General features: G+C 71.2%; 12 protein-coding genes. 3 read left to right on the top strand and 9 right to left on the bottom strand.

The features are described from left to right. On the bottom strand, positions 1-578 hold a 578-nt coding region (locus ABH935_RS24875; protein WP_370380316.1), incomplete at its 3' end, for a hypothetical protein. Positions 579-716: 138 nt separating this feature from the next. Between ABH935_RS24875 and ABH935_RS24870 the strand changes: the two genes are divergently transcribed. Then, on the top strand, positions 717-2,498 hold the full coding sequence (locus tag ABH935_RS24870) for a hypothetical protein (protein WP_370380315.1): 1,782 nt from the start codon (positions 717-719) through the stop codon (positions 2,496-2,498). Position 2,499: 1 nt separating this feature from the next. Continuing rightward, positions 2,500-4,278: a GTPase family protein gene (locus tag ABH935_RS24865; protein ID WP_370380314.1), complete on the top strand. Its 1,779-nt coding sequence runs from the start codon at positions 2,500-2,502 to the stop codon at positions 4,276-4,278. A 56-nt stretch (positions 4,279-4,334) separates the two neighbouring features. Here the strand turns inward: ABH935_RS24865 and ABH935_RS24860 are convergent, their stop codons facing one another. The 3 genes from ABH935_RS24860 to ABH935_RS24850 all read right to left on the bottom strand — a co-directional run bounded on the left by ABH935_RS24860 (position 4,335) and on the right by ABH935_RS24850 (position 8,588). Continuing rightward, the gene (locus ABH935_RS24860; protein ID WP_370380313.1) at positions 4,335-6,452 is read right to left on the bottom strand and encodes a 3-hydroxyacyl-CoA dehydrogenase NAD-binding domain-containing protein; all 2,118 of its coding nucleotides are present in this window, start codon (positions 6,450-6,452) and stop codon (positions 4,335-4,337) included. Next, the gene (locus ABH935_RS24855; protein WP_370349753.1) at positions 6,449-7,663 is read right to left on the bottom strand and encodes an acetyl-CoA C-acyltransferase; all 1,215 of its coding nucleotides are present in this window, start codon (positions 7,661-7,663) and stop codon (positions 6,449-6,451) included. Before ABH935_RS24855 ends, ABH935_RS24860 begins: the two co-directional genes overlap by 4 nt. Before the next feature lie 256 nt (positions 7,664-7,919). Continuing rightward, complete coding sequence (locus ABH935_RS24850; protein ID WP_370380312.1) at positions 7,920-8,588, bottom strand: FMN-dependent NADH-azoreductase; 669 nt, start codon at positions 8,586-8,588, stop codon at positions 7,920-7,922. 151 nt (positions 8,589-8,739) lie between these two features. On the opposite strand from ABH935_RS24850, the gene ABH935_RS24845 reads away from it, so the two are divergent. Further along, positions 8,740-9,138, top strand: a complete 399-nt coding sequence (locus ABH935_RS24845) for a winged helix-turn-helix transcriptional regulator (protein WP_370380311.1) — start codon at positions 8,740-8,742, stop codon at positions 9,136-9,138. Between the two features lie 18 nt (positions 9,139-9,156). Here the strand turns inward: ABH935_RS24845 and ABH935_RS24840 are convergent, their stop codons facing one another. From ABH935_RS24840 to ABH935_RS24820, 5 genes are all read right to left on the bottom strand, one after another. Next, positions 9,157-9,996, bottom strand: coding sequence for a hypothetical protein (locus ABH935_RS24840; RefSeq protein WP_370380310.1), 840 nt, complete (start codon positions 9,994-9,996; stop codon positions 9,157-9,159). Continuing rightward, a complete protein-coding gene (locus tag ABH935_RS24835; RefSeq protein ID WP_370380309.1) occupies positions 9,993-10,559 on the bottom strand; it encodes a SigE family RNA polymerase sigma factor in 567 nt (188 codons plus the stop codon). Before ABH935_RS24835 ends, ABH935_RS24840 begins: the two co-directional genes overlap by 4 nt. A 98-nt stretch (positions 10,560-10,657) precedes the next feature. Further along, entirely contained in the window at positions 10,658-11,992 is a 1,335-nt protein-coding gene (locus tag ABH935_RS24830) for an HRDC domain-containing protein (protein ID WP_370380308.1), read from the bottom strand. Between the two features lie 22 nt (positions 11,993-12,014). Further along, positions 12,015-12,713 carry a LuxR C-terminal-related transcriptional regulator gene (locus ABH935_RS24825; protein ID WP_194919769.1) on the bottom strand — a complete coding sequence of 233 codons (699 nt, stop codon included), beginning with the start codon at positions 12,711-12,713 and terminating at the stop codon, positions 12,015-12,017. A gap of 461 nt (positions 12,714-13,174) precedes the next feature. Continuing rightward, the gene (locus tag ABH935_RS24820; protein WP_370380307.1) at positions 13,175-13,762 is read right to left on the bottom strand and encodes a DUF3000 domain-containing protein; all 588 of its coding nucleotides are present in this window, start codon (positions 13,760-13,762) and stop codon (positions 13,175-13,177) included. Positions 13,763-13,810: the final 48 nt, after the last annotated feature.

Raw genomic sequence — 13,810 nt, 5'->3', positions numbered from 1 at the left:
ACGAGCACGGTGCGGCAGAGCAGGCCGAGGCAGACCACGAGCACGGTGCGGCAGAGCAGGCCGAGGCAGACCACGAGCACGGTGCGGCAGAGCAGGCCGAGGCAGACCACGAGCACGGTGCGGCAGAGCAGACTGAATCGGATCGCCCGAGCGGTGTAGCGGGGCAGGCCGGGGCAAACCACGAGCCCGGCACAGCAGGCCAGACCGAGGCAGATCACGGGCCCGGCACAGCAGACCAGGCCAGGACAGACCACGAGCATGGTGCGGCAGAGCAGGTCGGAGCGAGTCACGAGCGCAGCGCGTCGGGTCAGGCCGAGGCCGACCGCGAGCACAGCGCGGCAGGACAGGTCGGGGAGGATCGCGGGCGCGGCACGGCGGGTCAGACCGAAGCGGATCGCGACCGCGGCACGGCAGAGCAGGTCGGAGCGAGCCACGAGCGCGACGCGGCGGGTCAGGCCGAAGCGGACCACGAGCACAGCGCGGCAGGACAGGTCGGTGCGGATCGCGAGCGCGGCACGGCAGAGCAGGTCGGGGCGAGCCACGAGCGCGGCGAGGCGGGTCAGGCCGAAGCGGACCACGAGCACAGCGCAGCGGGTCAGGTCGGGGCGGATCGCGGGCGCGGCGTGGCGGGGTTGGGTGCGCGGGTGGGGTCGGAGCTTGCTTCTTGGCTTTCTTCCCCCCTCCCCTCCCCCTCCCTCCCTCGTGGTGTTGCGTTGGTGGACACGGTTGATGGCGACGTGGCGGTTGTCGGGGCCGCGGACGTCGTTGTGGTGGTCGTGAGCGCGGAGCGCTATGCGGATGCTGGTGTGTGGCGGGTTTTGCGGCGGGTTCTTGCTTCGGGGGCTCCGATCGTCGTGGTGTTGGGGCGCGTTTCGATGGAGGTCGCGGAGGAGGTTGCCGGGGCCTTTGTCGAGTTGTTGCGGGTGAATGGGTTGGGGGCGGTTCCCTTCTTCGTGGTGGAGGAGGTTGGGAGTGGCGCGGAGCTCGGTGGGCAGACGGGCGCGCGTCGGGCTAGCGGCGAGGGCGCGGCTGACAGTCTGGAAAACAGCGAGGAGCCGGCGCGGGCGGCCGAAGGTTCGGAGCACGTCGCGCCGCAGCTCGGCGACGGGGTGGGGGCGGGTGTACGGCAGGCTGGCGAGTACTCGGAGCAGGCCGCCGTGTTGCTCGGAGGCGGCTCGGAGCACGGCATGGGGCAGCTCGGTGATGGCGGGGAGGGGGCCCGGGCCCGGGGCGCGGTCCTTGGCGGCAGCGGTGCTCTCGGTGTGGACGGAGGGCAGGGTGAGAGCGGGGCTGGGGTTGGGGTTCGCGCCCCGGGCGAGGGCGGCTATGGGGACGGCGGGCCTGAGCGCTCGGGGCCTGCCGGGGGGACGGGGATTGGGGTTGCGGGCGGGTCGGGGTCCGGAGCGGCGTTGGGAGCCGCGGCGGTGTTGGGGGTTGGGGGTGGGTCCGGGGCGGGGACTCGGCGTGGAGTTGAGGCTCCGTCTCGGTCTTCGTCTGTGATCGGGAACGAGACCCCGCTGGTGCCGGAGGCGGCGGTGGCGGGGCTTCGGGGGTGGCTCAGGGACGCGGGGGCGGACACCGCGGGGCGGGTGCGGATCGGGATGCTCGGGGTGGCCGGGCGGCTCGATTCCGTTGACAGGCTCGTGGGTGAGCTTGCTGATGCCTGGGAGGGGCAGCGGCTTGCTCTACAGGTATTGCATCAGGGTTTGGAGAGAGTGCATACCGCTGAACGGGTGAGGTTTCGGGGGGCTGTCGACGGTGGGGAGTTGTTAGGGGGTGAGGTGCGGATCCGGTGGCAGGAGTTGTTGGGTTCGGGGCGTGTCAGTGCCCTGTTCGAGGCGGAAGACGCCGGCCGGAAGGGCAGGAGGCGTAAGAAGGCTGAGGCGGACTGGAGCGCGCGCTTTCACAACCCGGCGGCGCACGACGCCACCACCGCCCCGCTGCGCGCCGCGCTCGTGGAGGCTGTGGCACGCGGGCACCGCGCCGCATTGGAGCGGGCCGCGCGCAAGACCGCCGACCAGTGGGAGCTGACGCCGGGCGCCCCGGAGCCCGATCCGATCGACGACGCCACCCGGCGGGCCACCGACCCGGCGCGGGCCGCGGCGGAGTGGCTCGATCATCTGCCGACGCTCATCCTCGACCAGGGACACTCACGGCGGACCACGCGCACGATCGGGCCGGCGGGTGCGCACATTCGCAGTGCGGCGTTGGTGTTGGGGGTCGCGGCGCTGGCGGGGAATGAGACCGGGAACGGAGAGGGCGATCCCGCCGCGACCGCCGCGGTAGGGCTCCTGCGCACGATGTTCGGGAACGAAGACGCCGATCGCCTTCTGACGACAGCCACCACCGCGCTGAAGGACGGCAACGCACGCCTGCTGGAACGCGCCTCCGAGCCCCATCGAGCGCAGCTGGCTGCCTACAACCTAGATCCGCTCCACGCCCAGGCACTCGCCGAGGCCCGTGCGGCAGTGGCTCGGGCGCGGAACGAGGGAGACTGAGATGGATGCCGACGTCGAGGAGATGAAGATCGAGGCGGGTAAGGCCGAGGCCCATTTCGGGAACGCCGAAGGCAAAATTGGGAACGTGGACGTTCACGCCCGGCAGGAACCATCAGACGCACACCCGAGCGTGCCGATGCCGGCGATCGGTGGAGGGTCGAGGGTGCTCACCGGACGGCTGGGCAGGCTTGAGGCCCTCCTAAAAGAGACCGACCAGCGACTGTCCGACTTCACCGCGCAGGAGGCGGACCGCATCCTGCGCCGCGTCCACGAGCGCATCGCACTCTCCCCCGACCACGTCGTGACAGCCATCGCCGGGTCGACAGGCAGCGGCAAGTCGTCGCTCTTCAACGCACTGATCCGCTTCGAGCTGGCTCCGGTCGGCGCCATACGACCGACTACCACGACCGGTCTGGCCTGCATCTGGGACCCGGAACACGCCGAAGCCGCGGCCGCGCTCCTGGACCGCATCGGCGTTGCGACGAATAACAGGATCCTGCGAGGATCGCTGCTTGATGGCGCGAGCCGTACAGCAGAACCCGAACTCACGCCGCTCGTCTTGATAGACCTCCCCGACCACGACTCCGCCGTCCGAGCGCACCGCGACGAAACAGACAAGGCCACCGCCGCCGCCGACCTGCTCCTGTTCGTCACCGACCCGCAGAAGTACGCCGACGCCTCCTGGCACGAGCGCTACCTCCGCCACCTCGGCCACCACCAGGAGACGCTGGTCGTCGTCCTCAACAAATGCGACGAGCTGGCGCCGAGCGACGCGCGCGCGTGCGCCGAGGACCTCAGAAGGATCCTCACTGAATCAGGGCTCGCCGATGTGCCGGTTCTGCTGACGTCGACCCGGACCGGAGAGGGCCTCCAGCAGCTCAGAGAGCTGATAGTCTCCCGCGTCCGCCGCAAGCAGGCCGCCCTGCTTCGCAGCGAGGCGGACGTCGACCGCGCCGCCACGCTCATCGCCGCCGAGCTCGCACCCCGGGACGTCCACGCGCCGGAAAGCCTGTCGCCGCAAGCGAAATCCGCGACGCTCCTGGCCATCGGCGACAGCACCAGCATGCAGGCTCTGTCAGACCTCATCGACGCCACCTACCGCCGCCGCGCCTCGGCGGTCACCGGCTGGCCGGTCCGGCACGCCGTCATGACCCTGATATCCCGCTTCCGAGGCGGCGAGGCGGCCCGCTACACCCCCTGGGCCGGTGCGGTGGCCGGCGAGCCAGCGCCGCCCCCGATCCAGCACGGGGACGTCGAGCACGCCGTCGCCGACGCCGTGGACCGCGTCGCCGGGGCCATGCCGCCGCCGTGGGCGAAGGAGATGCACCGCATCGGGGATCGCTGCGTAAAGAGCCTGTCGGAGACGCTGGACGCCACCCTGTCGGGTACGGAGGTCGGCCCGCGGCTCGTCCCCCGCTGGTGGACCACCGTGCAGGTGCTGCACTGGATGCTGATGACCGCGGCGCTCGTCGGCGTCGGCGGCGCCATCGCCTACGCGGCGTCCGGCGGCGGCAAGGACTCCAGTCTGCCGGACACCGGTCCGGTGCCGTTCCCGTTGCTCGTGGCGGTCGTGGCCCTCGTCGCCGGGGCGCTGTTGGACCTGCTGTGCCGTCCGGCCGCACGTCGCGCCGCCGCGCGGCTCCGAGTGAAAGTCGCCGAACGCATGGCCGAAAGGGTGCGGGGCGCAGCCGACCAGCTGCTGTTCGCCCCGCTCGTCACGGAACATGAACGGTATGTCAGAGCCTGGACCCTGACTCAGGGACTTGTCAGGAAGACTTGAGAAAAGAGCGTGCCCCTGCCCGGCGGGGGACAGGGGCACCTCCATAGTAAGTACCCTTATTCAGGGAGGGAAGCCACTCCCGGGGCCAGGAATCGGTGGCCGGTGACGATTTCCGACACCCCGGCCCGGTCCAGGTACGGCGTGATGCCGCCGAGGTGGAACGGCCAGCCGGCGCCGAGCAGCATGCACAGGTCGATGTCCTGCGCCTCGCCGACCACGCCCTCGCTGAGCATCAGGTCGATCTCCTGCGCCATCGCCTTCAGGGCACGGTCGCGGAGCTGCTCCTCGGTCGAGGGGGAGTCGCCGGGCTGGAACAGCTCCAGGACCTCCGGGTCGATGACCGGGACGCCGGTGTCCCACTTGTAGATCGCCTTCTTGCCGGCGGCGACCAGCTTCGCCAGGTTCGGCGAGACCTGGAAGCGGTCCGGGAAGGCGGTGTGCAGGGTCTCGGCGACGTGCAGCGCGACGGCCGGGCCGACGAGCTCCAGGAGCACGAACGGCGACATCGGCAGGCCCAGGGGCTCCAGCGCGCGGTCCGCGACCTCGATCGGCGTGCCCTCGTCCACGGCCGCGGTGACCTCGCCGAGGAAGCGGGTCAGCAGCCGGTTCACGACGAACGCCGGGGCGTCCTTGACCAGCACGCAGGACTTCTTCAGCGTCTTGCCGACCGCGAACGCGGTGGCCAGCGAGGCGTCGTCGGTCTGCTCGGCGCGCACGATCTCCAGCAGCGGCAGCACGGCCACCGGGTTGAAGAAGTGGAAGCCGACGACCCGCTCGGGGTGCTGGAGCTTGGAGGCCATCTCGGTGACCGACAGCGAGGAGGTGTTGGTGGCCAGCACGCAGTCCTCCCGGACCACGGCCTCGACCTCCGCGAACACCTGCTGCTTGACCGACATCTCCTCGAACACGGCCTCGATGACCAGGTCCGCGTCGGCGAATGCGTCCTTGGTCAGCGAGCCCGACACCAGAGCCTTGAGACGGTTCGCCTGGTCCTGGTTGAGGCGGCCCTTGAGCTGGAGCAGACCGATCTGCTCGTGCACGTAGCCGACGCCCTTGTCCACGCGCTCCTGGTCGATGTCGGTCATCACGACCGGCACCTGCAGCCGCTGCACGAACAGCAGCGCGAACTGCGAGGCCATCAGGCCCGCGCCGACCACGCCGACCTTGGTCACCGGCCGCGCCAGGTCCTTGCTCGGCGCGCCGAACGGCTTCTTCGCACGCTTCTGGTTCAGGTTGAACGCGTACAGGCCGGCCCGCAGCTCGTTCGTCATGATCAGGTCGGCGAGCGCCTCGTCCTCCAGCGCGAAGCCCTCGTCGTTCGAGCCGGTGGCCATCTTCTCGATGATGTCCAGGGCGCGGTACGGGGCCGGGGCGGCGCCGTGCACCTTCGAATCAGCGACCTGACGTCCGCGGGCCACGGCGGCGGCGTAGTCCTCGGCCGTGAACTGCTTGCGCTCAACGGTGATTGAGCCGTTGATGACCTGCTCGGCCCACGCCAGCGACTCCTCCAGGAAGGCGACCGGCTCGAACATGACGTCGGCGATCCCGAGCTCGAAGGCCTTGGGGCCCTTGAGCATCCGGTTCTGCGACAGCGCGTTGTCGATGATGACGGTCACCGCGGCGTCGGGGCCGATCAGCTTCGGCAGCAGCGTGCAGCCGCCCCAGCCGGGCACCAGGCCGAGGAAGCACTCGGGGAAGGCCAGCGCCGGGACGCCGGAGGAGGTGCTGCGGTAGGTGCAGGCCAGCGCGACCTCGACGCCGCCGCCCATGGCCGCGCCGTTGACGAACGCGAAGGAGGGCACCGGCAGCGCGGACAGACGCTTGAAGGTGTCGTGGCCGGCCTTGGCGATGGCCAGGGCCTGGTCGCGGTTCTTCACGACCTCGACGCCCTTGAGGTCGGCGCCGACGGCGAAGATGAACGGCTTGCCGGTGACGCCGACGCCGACGATCTCGCCGTTCTCGGCCGCGGCCTCGACCGTGTCAATGGCCTGACCCAGCTGGACGAGCCCGCCGGGGCCGAAGGTGTTCGGCTTGGTGTGGTCGAAGCCGTTGTCCAGCGTGATGAGGGCGAACTTGCCGGAGTGGCCGGGCAGGTCGAAGAACTGGACCGGGGCCTTGGTGACGACCTCGTCCGGGAAGAGCTCCGTGGCCAGAGCTGTCAGGTCCTGAGTCACTTCGACTCTCCGTTCCAGTGGGGGTTCTCCCAGATGACCGTTCCGCCCATGCCGATACCCACACACATCGAGGTCAGGCCGTAGCGCACCTCGGGGTGCTCCTCGAAGTGCTGCGCCAGCTGGGTCATCAGCCGGACGCCGGAGGAGGCCAGCGGGTGGCCCATGGCGATGGCGCCGCCGAAGGGGTTCACGCGCTCGTCGTCGTCGGCGATGCCGAAGTGGTCCAGGAAGGCGACGACCTGAACAGCGAAGGCCTCGTTCAGTTCGAACAGGCCGATGTCCTCGATGGTCAGACCGGCCTTGGCCAGCGCCTTCTCGGTGGCCGGGACCGGGCCGATGCCCATGACCTCCGGCTCGACGCCGACGTAGGCGTAGGACACCAGGCGCATGCGGACCGGCAGGCCCAGCTCCTCGGCGACGTCCTCGGCGGCCAGCAGGCACGCGGTGGCGCCGTCGTTGAGGCCGGCGGCGTTGCCTGCGGTGACGCGGCCGCGGACCCGGAAGGGGGTCTTCAGCGCGGCGAGGTCTTCGACGGTGGTGCCGGGGCGGGGCGGCTCGTCCGCGGTGACCAGGGCGTAGCCGTTCTCGGCGTGCCGCGCGGACATCGGGACCAGGACGTCCTGGAACTTGCCGGCGGCCAGGGCCTTGGCGTACTTCTCCTGGGACGCGGCGGCGAAGGCGTCGCAGCGTTCCTTGGTCAGCTCCGGGTAGCGGTCGTGCAGGTTCTCCGCGGTGGAGCCCATGACCAGCGCCGAGGGGTCGACCAGCTTCTCGGCGACGATCCGCGGGTTCGGGTCGACGCCCTCGCCCATCGGGTGCCGGCCCATGTGCTCGACGCCGCCGGCGACGACCACGTCGTAGGCGCCGAAGGCGATGCCGCCGGCGGTGGTGGTGACCGCGGTCATCGCACCGGCGCACATGCGGTCGATGGAGTAGCCGGGGACGGTCTTCGGCAGGCCCGCGAGCAGCCCCGCGACCCGCCCCAGGGTCAGGCCCTGGTCGCCGATCTGGGTGGTGGCGGCGATCGCCACGTCGTCCACGCGGTCGGCCGGGAGCTGCGGGTTACGCTGCAGCAGCTCACGAATGCAGCGGATGACCAGGTCATCCGCCCGGGTCTCGGCATACACGCCCTTGGGGCCCGCCTTGCCGAACGGGGTACGGACGCCGTCGACGAAGACTACTTGTCGGACGGCCCTCTGGGTCTGAGGCACGTTGGCTCTCCTCCACGCGGAACGGTTCTGCGACCATGCTACTCACGAGTAACAAGGTTCGGCGAGCGCGGGGTGAGGTGAGTGCGGTCACGGCGCCGGACGGCACCTCGCGACGGACGACGAGCGCGGCTCGCTTGGATCGGGCCGCGCTCGTCTGTCGCAGGTGAGGCACCTTGCCGGGTGTCAGGTACCGGGCATCAGGTACCGGGCATCAGGTACCGGGCATCGCGTGCCAGTCGCGGGGCGCCGGGTGCCGTCAGACCGCGACGGGCTCGCCGGACAGCTTCGCGGCCAGCTCCCGCGCCTTCGCGTCGGCGTCGGCCAGGGCGGCGGCGCGCGACGCCTCGGCCAGCGGGATCAGCTCGGCCATCGCCGGGACCGTCGGGGCCAGCGTGAGCTCGATGGTGATGAACTCCGGCTCGATGCCGAGGTGCGCGGAGAAGACTCCGGCGAGGTAGTTCTTCACGAACTCCATGCCCTCGCGCGGCGTGCCGGGCTCGTAGGAGCCGCCGCGGGACGCCACGATCACGACCGGCTTGCCGGCCAGCGACTGCGTGCCCTCACCGAGGGTGCGGCCGGCCATGATGACGTGGTCGATCCAGGCCTTCAGCGAGGAGGCGAGGCCGAAGTTGTACATCGGGGCGCCGATAAGGATCGCGTCGGCGTTCTCGGCCTCCTCGATCAGCGCCAGCCGGGCGGCGTGCGCGGCGGCCTGGGCCTCGCTGTGGGTGGACGGGTCGGAGAACGCAGCAGAGACGGTTGTCACGTTCATGTGCGGCAGCGGCTCGGCGGCCAGGTCGCGGTAGACGATGGTGCCGTCCGGGTGCGCCTCGCGCCAGGCGTCGGCGAACGCGGTGGTGACGGTGCGGGAGGCGGAGGCCTCGCGGGGGAACAGAGACGCGTCGATGTGCAGCAAAGAAGCCACGGATACTCCCTCAGCTCGATGGTTACCTTTTGTGCGTGGCATCATGATGAGTGATTATTGAAGGGTCTACAAAAGGCACATCGACATGCGGCCAGGCACACGCAGGTAACCGTCCTGGTCGACCCGCGAGGAAGGAACGGGATCAGAGGAGATGGCGGAGAGGAGATTGGACCCGCCGACCGCCTGCCAGGAGGTCGGGCCGGAGGGCCGGATGGTGCGCAGCGTGCTCGACCGCATCGGCGACAAGTGGGGCCTGATGATCATCGGCAACCTGAACCGGGGCCCGCAGCGGTTCGGCGCGCTGCAGATGGCGATCGGCGGGATCTCCCAGCGGATGCTGACGCTGAACCTGCGGCAGCTGGAGCGGGACGGGCTGATCTCGCGGACCGTCTACGCCGAGGTGCCGCCGCGCGTGGAGTACGAGCTCACGGAGATGGGGCACAGCTTGCTGGTCCCGGTGCTGGAGCTGGTGAACTGGGCCGCGGACAACGCCGAAGGGATCGAGAAGCATCGGGACGCTTATGACGCCGGCGCTGCCGCGGCGGGTTGAGCAGGGTACTGACTCCCGCTACGGACCGATCTGCGGGGGACCGCCTTGAACGGCCTGGCCTGTGTTCACATCAGTGACATAGACCTGGGTGGTGTACGCGGACAGGGGGCGCATAACGAACTCCCCTTCGGGCAGGACGCGCTCCCCGATCCTGAGGTCTGGACTCGGAAGGCTCGGGACCGCGACGTGATATCCGGGTGCTGCGAGCACGAAGGCCGTGTAGGCGACATCGGGACGTGCGCCACTCGGCAGGGGCGTGGGAAGCGGTGAAGGCGGCACGGTGCTCTGTCCCAGATCTACCTGGCCGACGTAGTCGACGTACAAAGTCGTCGCGGAACTCGGCACAGCCTTCTGTGTGCGGTAAACCAGGCCGGCAGCCGGTCTGGACGTGAGGTCCGGGCTGGTCAACCACGCCGTCATGCACCGGCCGTCGGTGCCGCGCCCACTGAGCACGACGACCGTGAACGGCTGCGGGGCATACCCCGACCCGGCGCTTGAGTCGGCGTAGAGGACTGACACATCGCTGTGCTCGCCTGCGGCTGCCTTCCAGGCGGAGGCCGCTTCCCGCTTAAGCGTGGAGTCCAGGGCCGAAGCACCGCGCGGGGTCCACGGAAGACACGCGGCGGGCGGTCCGGATGGAGACGCCACCGACCCGTTCGCATGACCGTGCACACCGGCCGCCCACCCGACCGTGGCGATCACGGCGACCGAGGCCGTGGCTCCGACGACGCCGGCGGTGCGTCGCCGTCGCCGGATGGCCGTGCCGCGGACGATGGCCGATCGCGCCGGCTCGGTGGACGGTGGGCATGAAGACGCCAGGTCGTTCATCAGGCGGACGATGTCAGGGCCCTCAGTCATGGTGCGGACCTCCCGTGCGGCTGGTCACGTGGTGCGGTCGATTCGCGAGCGAAGTGGTCCCGCAGGCGGCCCAGCCCTCGTGATGAGAGCGTCTTGACCGTGCCTACGGAGCAGCCCATGGCGCGGGCGGCGTCCGCCTCGCTGAGTTCGCTGTAGTAGCGCAGGACCACGGCGACCCGCTGCCGCGGCGTCAGCGTGGCGAGTGCTTGGCGCAGGACGGCCCGATCGTCGACCCGGCCGAGGTCGGCGTCCCGGCCGACGACGTCCGGAAGCACCGCGGCCGGGTGTTCGCCCCACCACCTTCGGCGTCGTTGGCCGAGATGGGTCGTGACGAGGACGCGCTGGGCGTAGGCGTCGACGTTCTCGGCCGCCGCGACCCGGCGCCAGGAGGCGTAGAGCCTCGCCAGCGTAGTCTGCAGCAGGTCCTCCGCAGCGTGCACATCACCGGTGATCAGGAATGCGGCTCGCTTGAGCTGCTGCGACCTTCCTCTGACGAACTCGGTGAACTCATCATCGATGCTGTTCAGGTTCCTGCCCTCCCGGGTGGACGCGCCTCTGAACATTCGATGCGTTGGCGATCGGCTTACGTTGACAGGGAAGGCCCCGGCCGGAACAGCGCCCGATCAGAGCAGGACCCAGAGCGGGACCCAGAGCAGGACCCTCACTCCCCCGGCCCGGCAGCCGCCCGCCCCGCCACCTCCCGCAGCGCCTCACCGATCGTGGGCGCCGTCAGCTGCACCTGCCACGGCCGCGCGCCGGCGCCGGCCAGGAAAGCCGCCACCTGCTCGTCGCTCGGGTCCACCACCGGAGGGGCCCAGCACAGGCGGCGCAGGGAGTCCGGCGCCAGCAGGTTCTCCACCGGAAGCGTGTACTGCGCGGCCAGGGTGCCGACCGCCTCGCGAGCGGCCGTCAGGCGCTCCGCCGCCGCCGGGTCCTTGTCCGCCCAGGCGCGGACCGGGGGCGGCCCGTCGGAGGGGGCGGCGCCGGGCTTCGGGAGTTCGCCGTCCTTCAGTTGGCGGGCCCGGGTCAGCGCGTCGAAGTAGCGCGGCACGTCTCCTGAGCGCATTCGGCCGCTGAAGCCGGGGATGGTGCGCATCTGGGCCGCGGTGCCGGGCAGGGACAGGGCGGCGTCGATGATCGCCTGGTCCGGGAGGACGCGGGTCGGTGTCATGTCGCGGCGGCGGGCCAGTTCGTCGCGCGACTCCCACAGGGCACGGACCACCGCGAGTTGGCGGGGGCGGCGGACCTTGTGCAGGCCGGAGGTGCGGCGCCAGGGTTCGGCGCGGGGCTTGGGCGGCGGGGCGCTGGCGACGGCGTCGAACTCCTGGTGGGCCCAGTCGAGCTTGCCGGCGGCGCGGAGTTCGTCCTCGATGATGTCGCGGACCTCGACCAGGACCTCGACGTCGAGTGCCGCGTAGCGCAGCCAGGCCTCCGGGAGGGGCCGGGTGGACCAGTCGGAGGCCGAGTGGCCCTTCTCCAGTTCCAGCTTCAGCACCTCTGCGACCAGCGGGCCCAGGCCCACGCGCTCGTGGCCGCCGAGGCGGGCGCCGAGCTCGGTGTCGAACAGGCCGCCGGTGCCGTCGTCGCGGCGGGTCGGCGGGTGCATGCCGACCTCGGCCAGGCAGGCCAGGTCCTGGGAGGCGGCGTGCAGCACCCACTCGGCGCCGGCCAGCGCCGGGCCGTCGCCGGCCAGGGCCGACAGGTCCGGGCAGGCGATCGGGTCGATGAGGAACGTGCCGGCGCCCTGGCGGCGTATCTGGACCAGGTAGGCACGCTGGCTGTACTTGTAGCCGCTGGCCCGCTCGGCGTCCACGGCGACCGGGCCGGTGCCGGCCGCCAGCGCCTCGACGGCGGCGGCCAGCGCCGGCGCCGTGTCGGTCACCGGCGGCAGGCCTTCACGCGGTTCCAGCAGCGGGACCAGGCCGAGCGGCGCTTCGGCGGCCTTCGGGGTCTGCTCGGGGCTCGCCGGTCCGCCCGGCGTACTGGAACTCGTCACGCCCTTACAGTAACGACCGCCGTCAGTGAATGGTCCCGCCGCGCAGCGCGACCGCGACCATGCCGGCCCGGTCGCCGGTGCCCAGCTTGCGGGCGATGCGCGCCAGGTGGCTCTTCACGGTCAGCGCCGAGAGCCCCATGGCCTGTCCGATGGCCTTGTTCGAGCGGCCGTCGGCGACCAGCCGCAGCACCTCGATCTCCCGGGCCGACAGGTCGCGGCAGCCGGCGTGCGCGGCTTGCGCGGCGCCGTTCGCCCCGGCAAGGGCGGCCGCTCCCGGCGGCAGGCCGCCGGTCGGGCGGACCCGGTTGGCGCTGGCGGCGTGCACGCCGGTCAGCCCCGGACGCCCGGCGGTGACCGGGCGCGCCCCGGTGATGACGAAGCCGCGGACGCCCGAGGCCAGGGCGGCACGGACCGCCCCGGCGTCGTCGGCCGCGGACACGGCCAGACCGCCGGCCCAGCCGGCCGCGCGCATCTCGGCCAGCAGTTGCAGGCCGGACCCGTCCGGCAGATGGATGTCCACGACGGCCAGATCGCGTGTGGCGGACATCCTGCTGCGTGCCTCGGCGGCGGTCTGCGCCTCAAGGACGTCGCGGACGCCCAGCGCCCACAGGTGCCGGGTCACCGACTGGCGTACGCGGGGGTCGGCCACGACGACCATCGCGGTCAGGCGCGCCGGCCGGTATGCGATCAGGTTGGCGGTGTTGTCGACGAGTACCGACACCGAACCTCCTCCTGGGGGTGCTGCGAGCTTGTGCTCAGCGGCCGCGTCCGCTCGGTAGCGGATCGGTCCATTCAGGTCATCGGCAGATCAAGCAGGCACCTTTAGGGCCAATGCCCGCAAGTTCACAGAACGGGACGGTGTCGGGCATATGATTATCGGAAAAGGCGCTCTGAGCTGCGGTGATGCGACCTGGGGCGGATCATAGTGACCCTGGGCGAGACTCAGTGACTCAGAGTGATCGAGCCGGTCCGCAAGCGTCGGACGTGCAGTTCCGCGACCGATGGGGCGGAACGGGCCGAAGGGGCTCGGGGCTGGGCCGTCCGGTGGAACCGGCTGGGCTGATCAGGTGAGGGTCACGTAACACAATGAGGCTGGCGCGACCGGCGATCAGGGAGTACCAGGAGTACGGGGAGTAGCTGAAGGAGCCGGAGTAGCCGAAGAAACAGCCGGAGTGGGCGGAATCAGCGCCGGGATCCGGCCGGCGGCAGGTTCGCGACACCCTCGTACTCCGGCGGCAGGCCCGCGCACATCATCATCAGAGCGCACCAGGCCTGAAGATGCGCGGCGAAGTCGATGCCGTCGGGGCCGGGCACCGGGGTCCAAGACGCTCGGATCTCCACGGCGGTGGTCGCCGGACGGCCGGACAGGCCCCCGAAGCCGCGCGAGGACGACCGGGAGACCGTGCCGCTCTCGGCCACGAAGGGGGCGTCGTGCTCGGCGAGCGCGTCCATCAGCCAGGACCAGGCGACCTCGGCCAGCAGCGGGTCCTCGGCGATCTCCGCTTCCAGGTCCGCCTCGACCAGCACCACGACCCGCCACGCGCCGCGCCACTCCTCGTGCCCGCCGGGCCGGTGCAGCAGCACCAGGCGGCCGGTGGCCAGGTCCTCCTCGCCGGCGACCACGCCGCCGCCGACGGCGTGCGTGAACGGGGCCAGGTTCACCGGGGCCGGCAGCTCGTCGAGTTCTATCGCGGCCGGTGGGGACGCCGCCGACAGGGCGGCGACGGCCTCCGCGAACTCCCGCGGGTCGCCCGCGCGGCTGGGTGCCATGGGTGAAGCGTACGCCGCCCCGGCTCACGGCCGACGGGAGGCGCGCTG

Source organism: Catenulispora sp. GAS73 (genome assembly GCF_041262085.1).
GTDB lineage: Bacteria > Actinomycetota > Actinomycetes > Streptomycetales > Catenulisporaceae > Catenulispora.
Note: the sequence above shows the minus strand (reverse complement) of the source record. Positions and strands in the feature narration are given on the sequence as shown.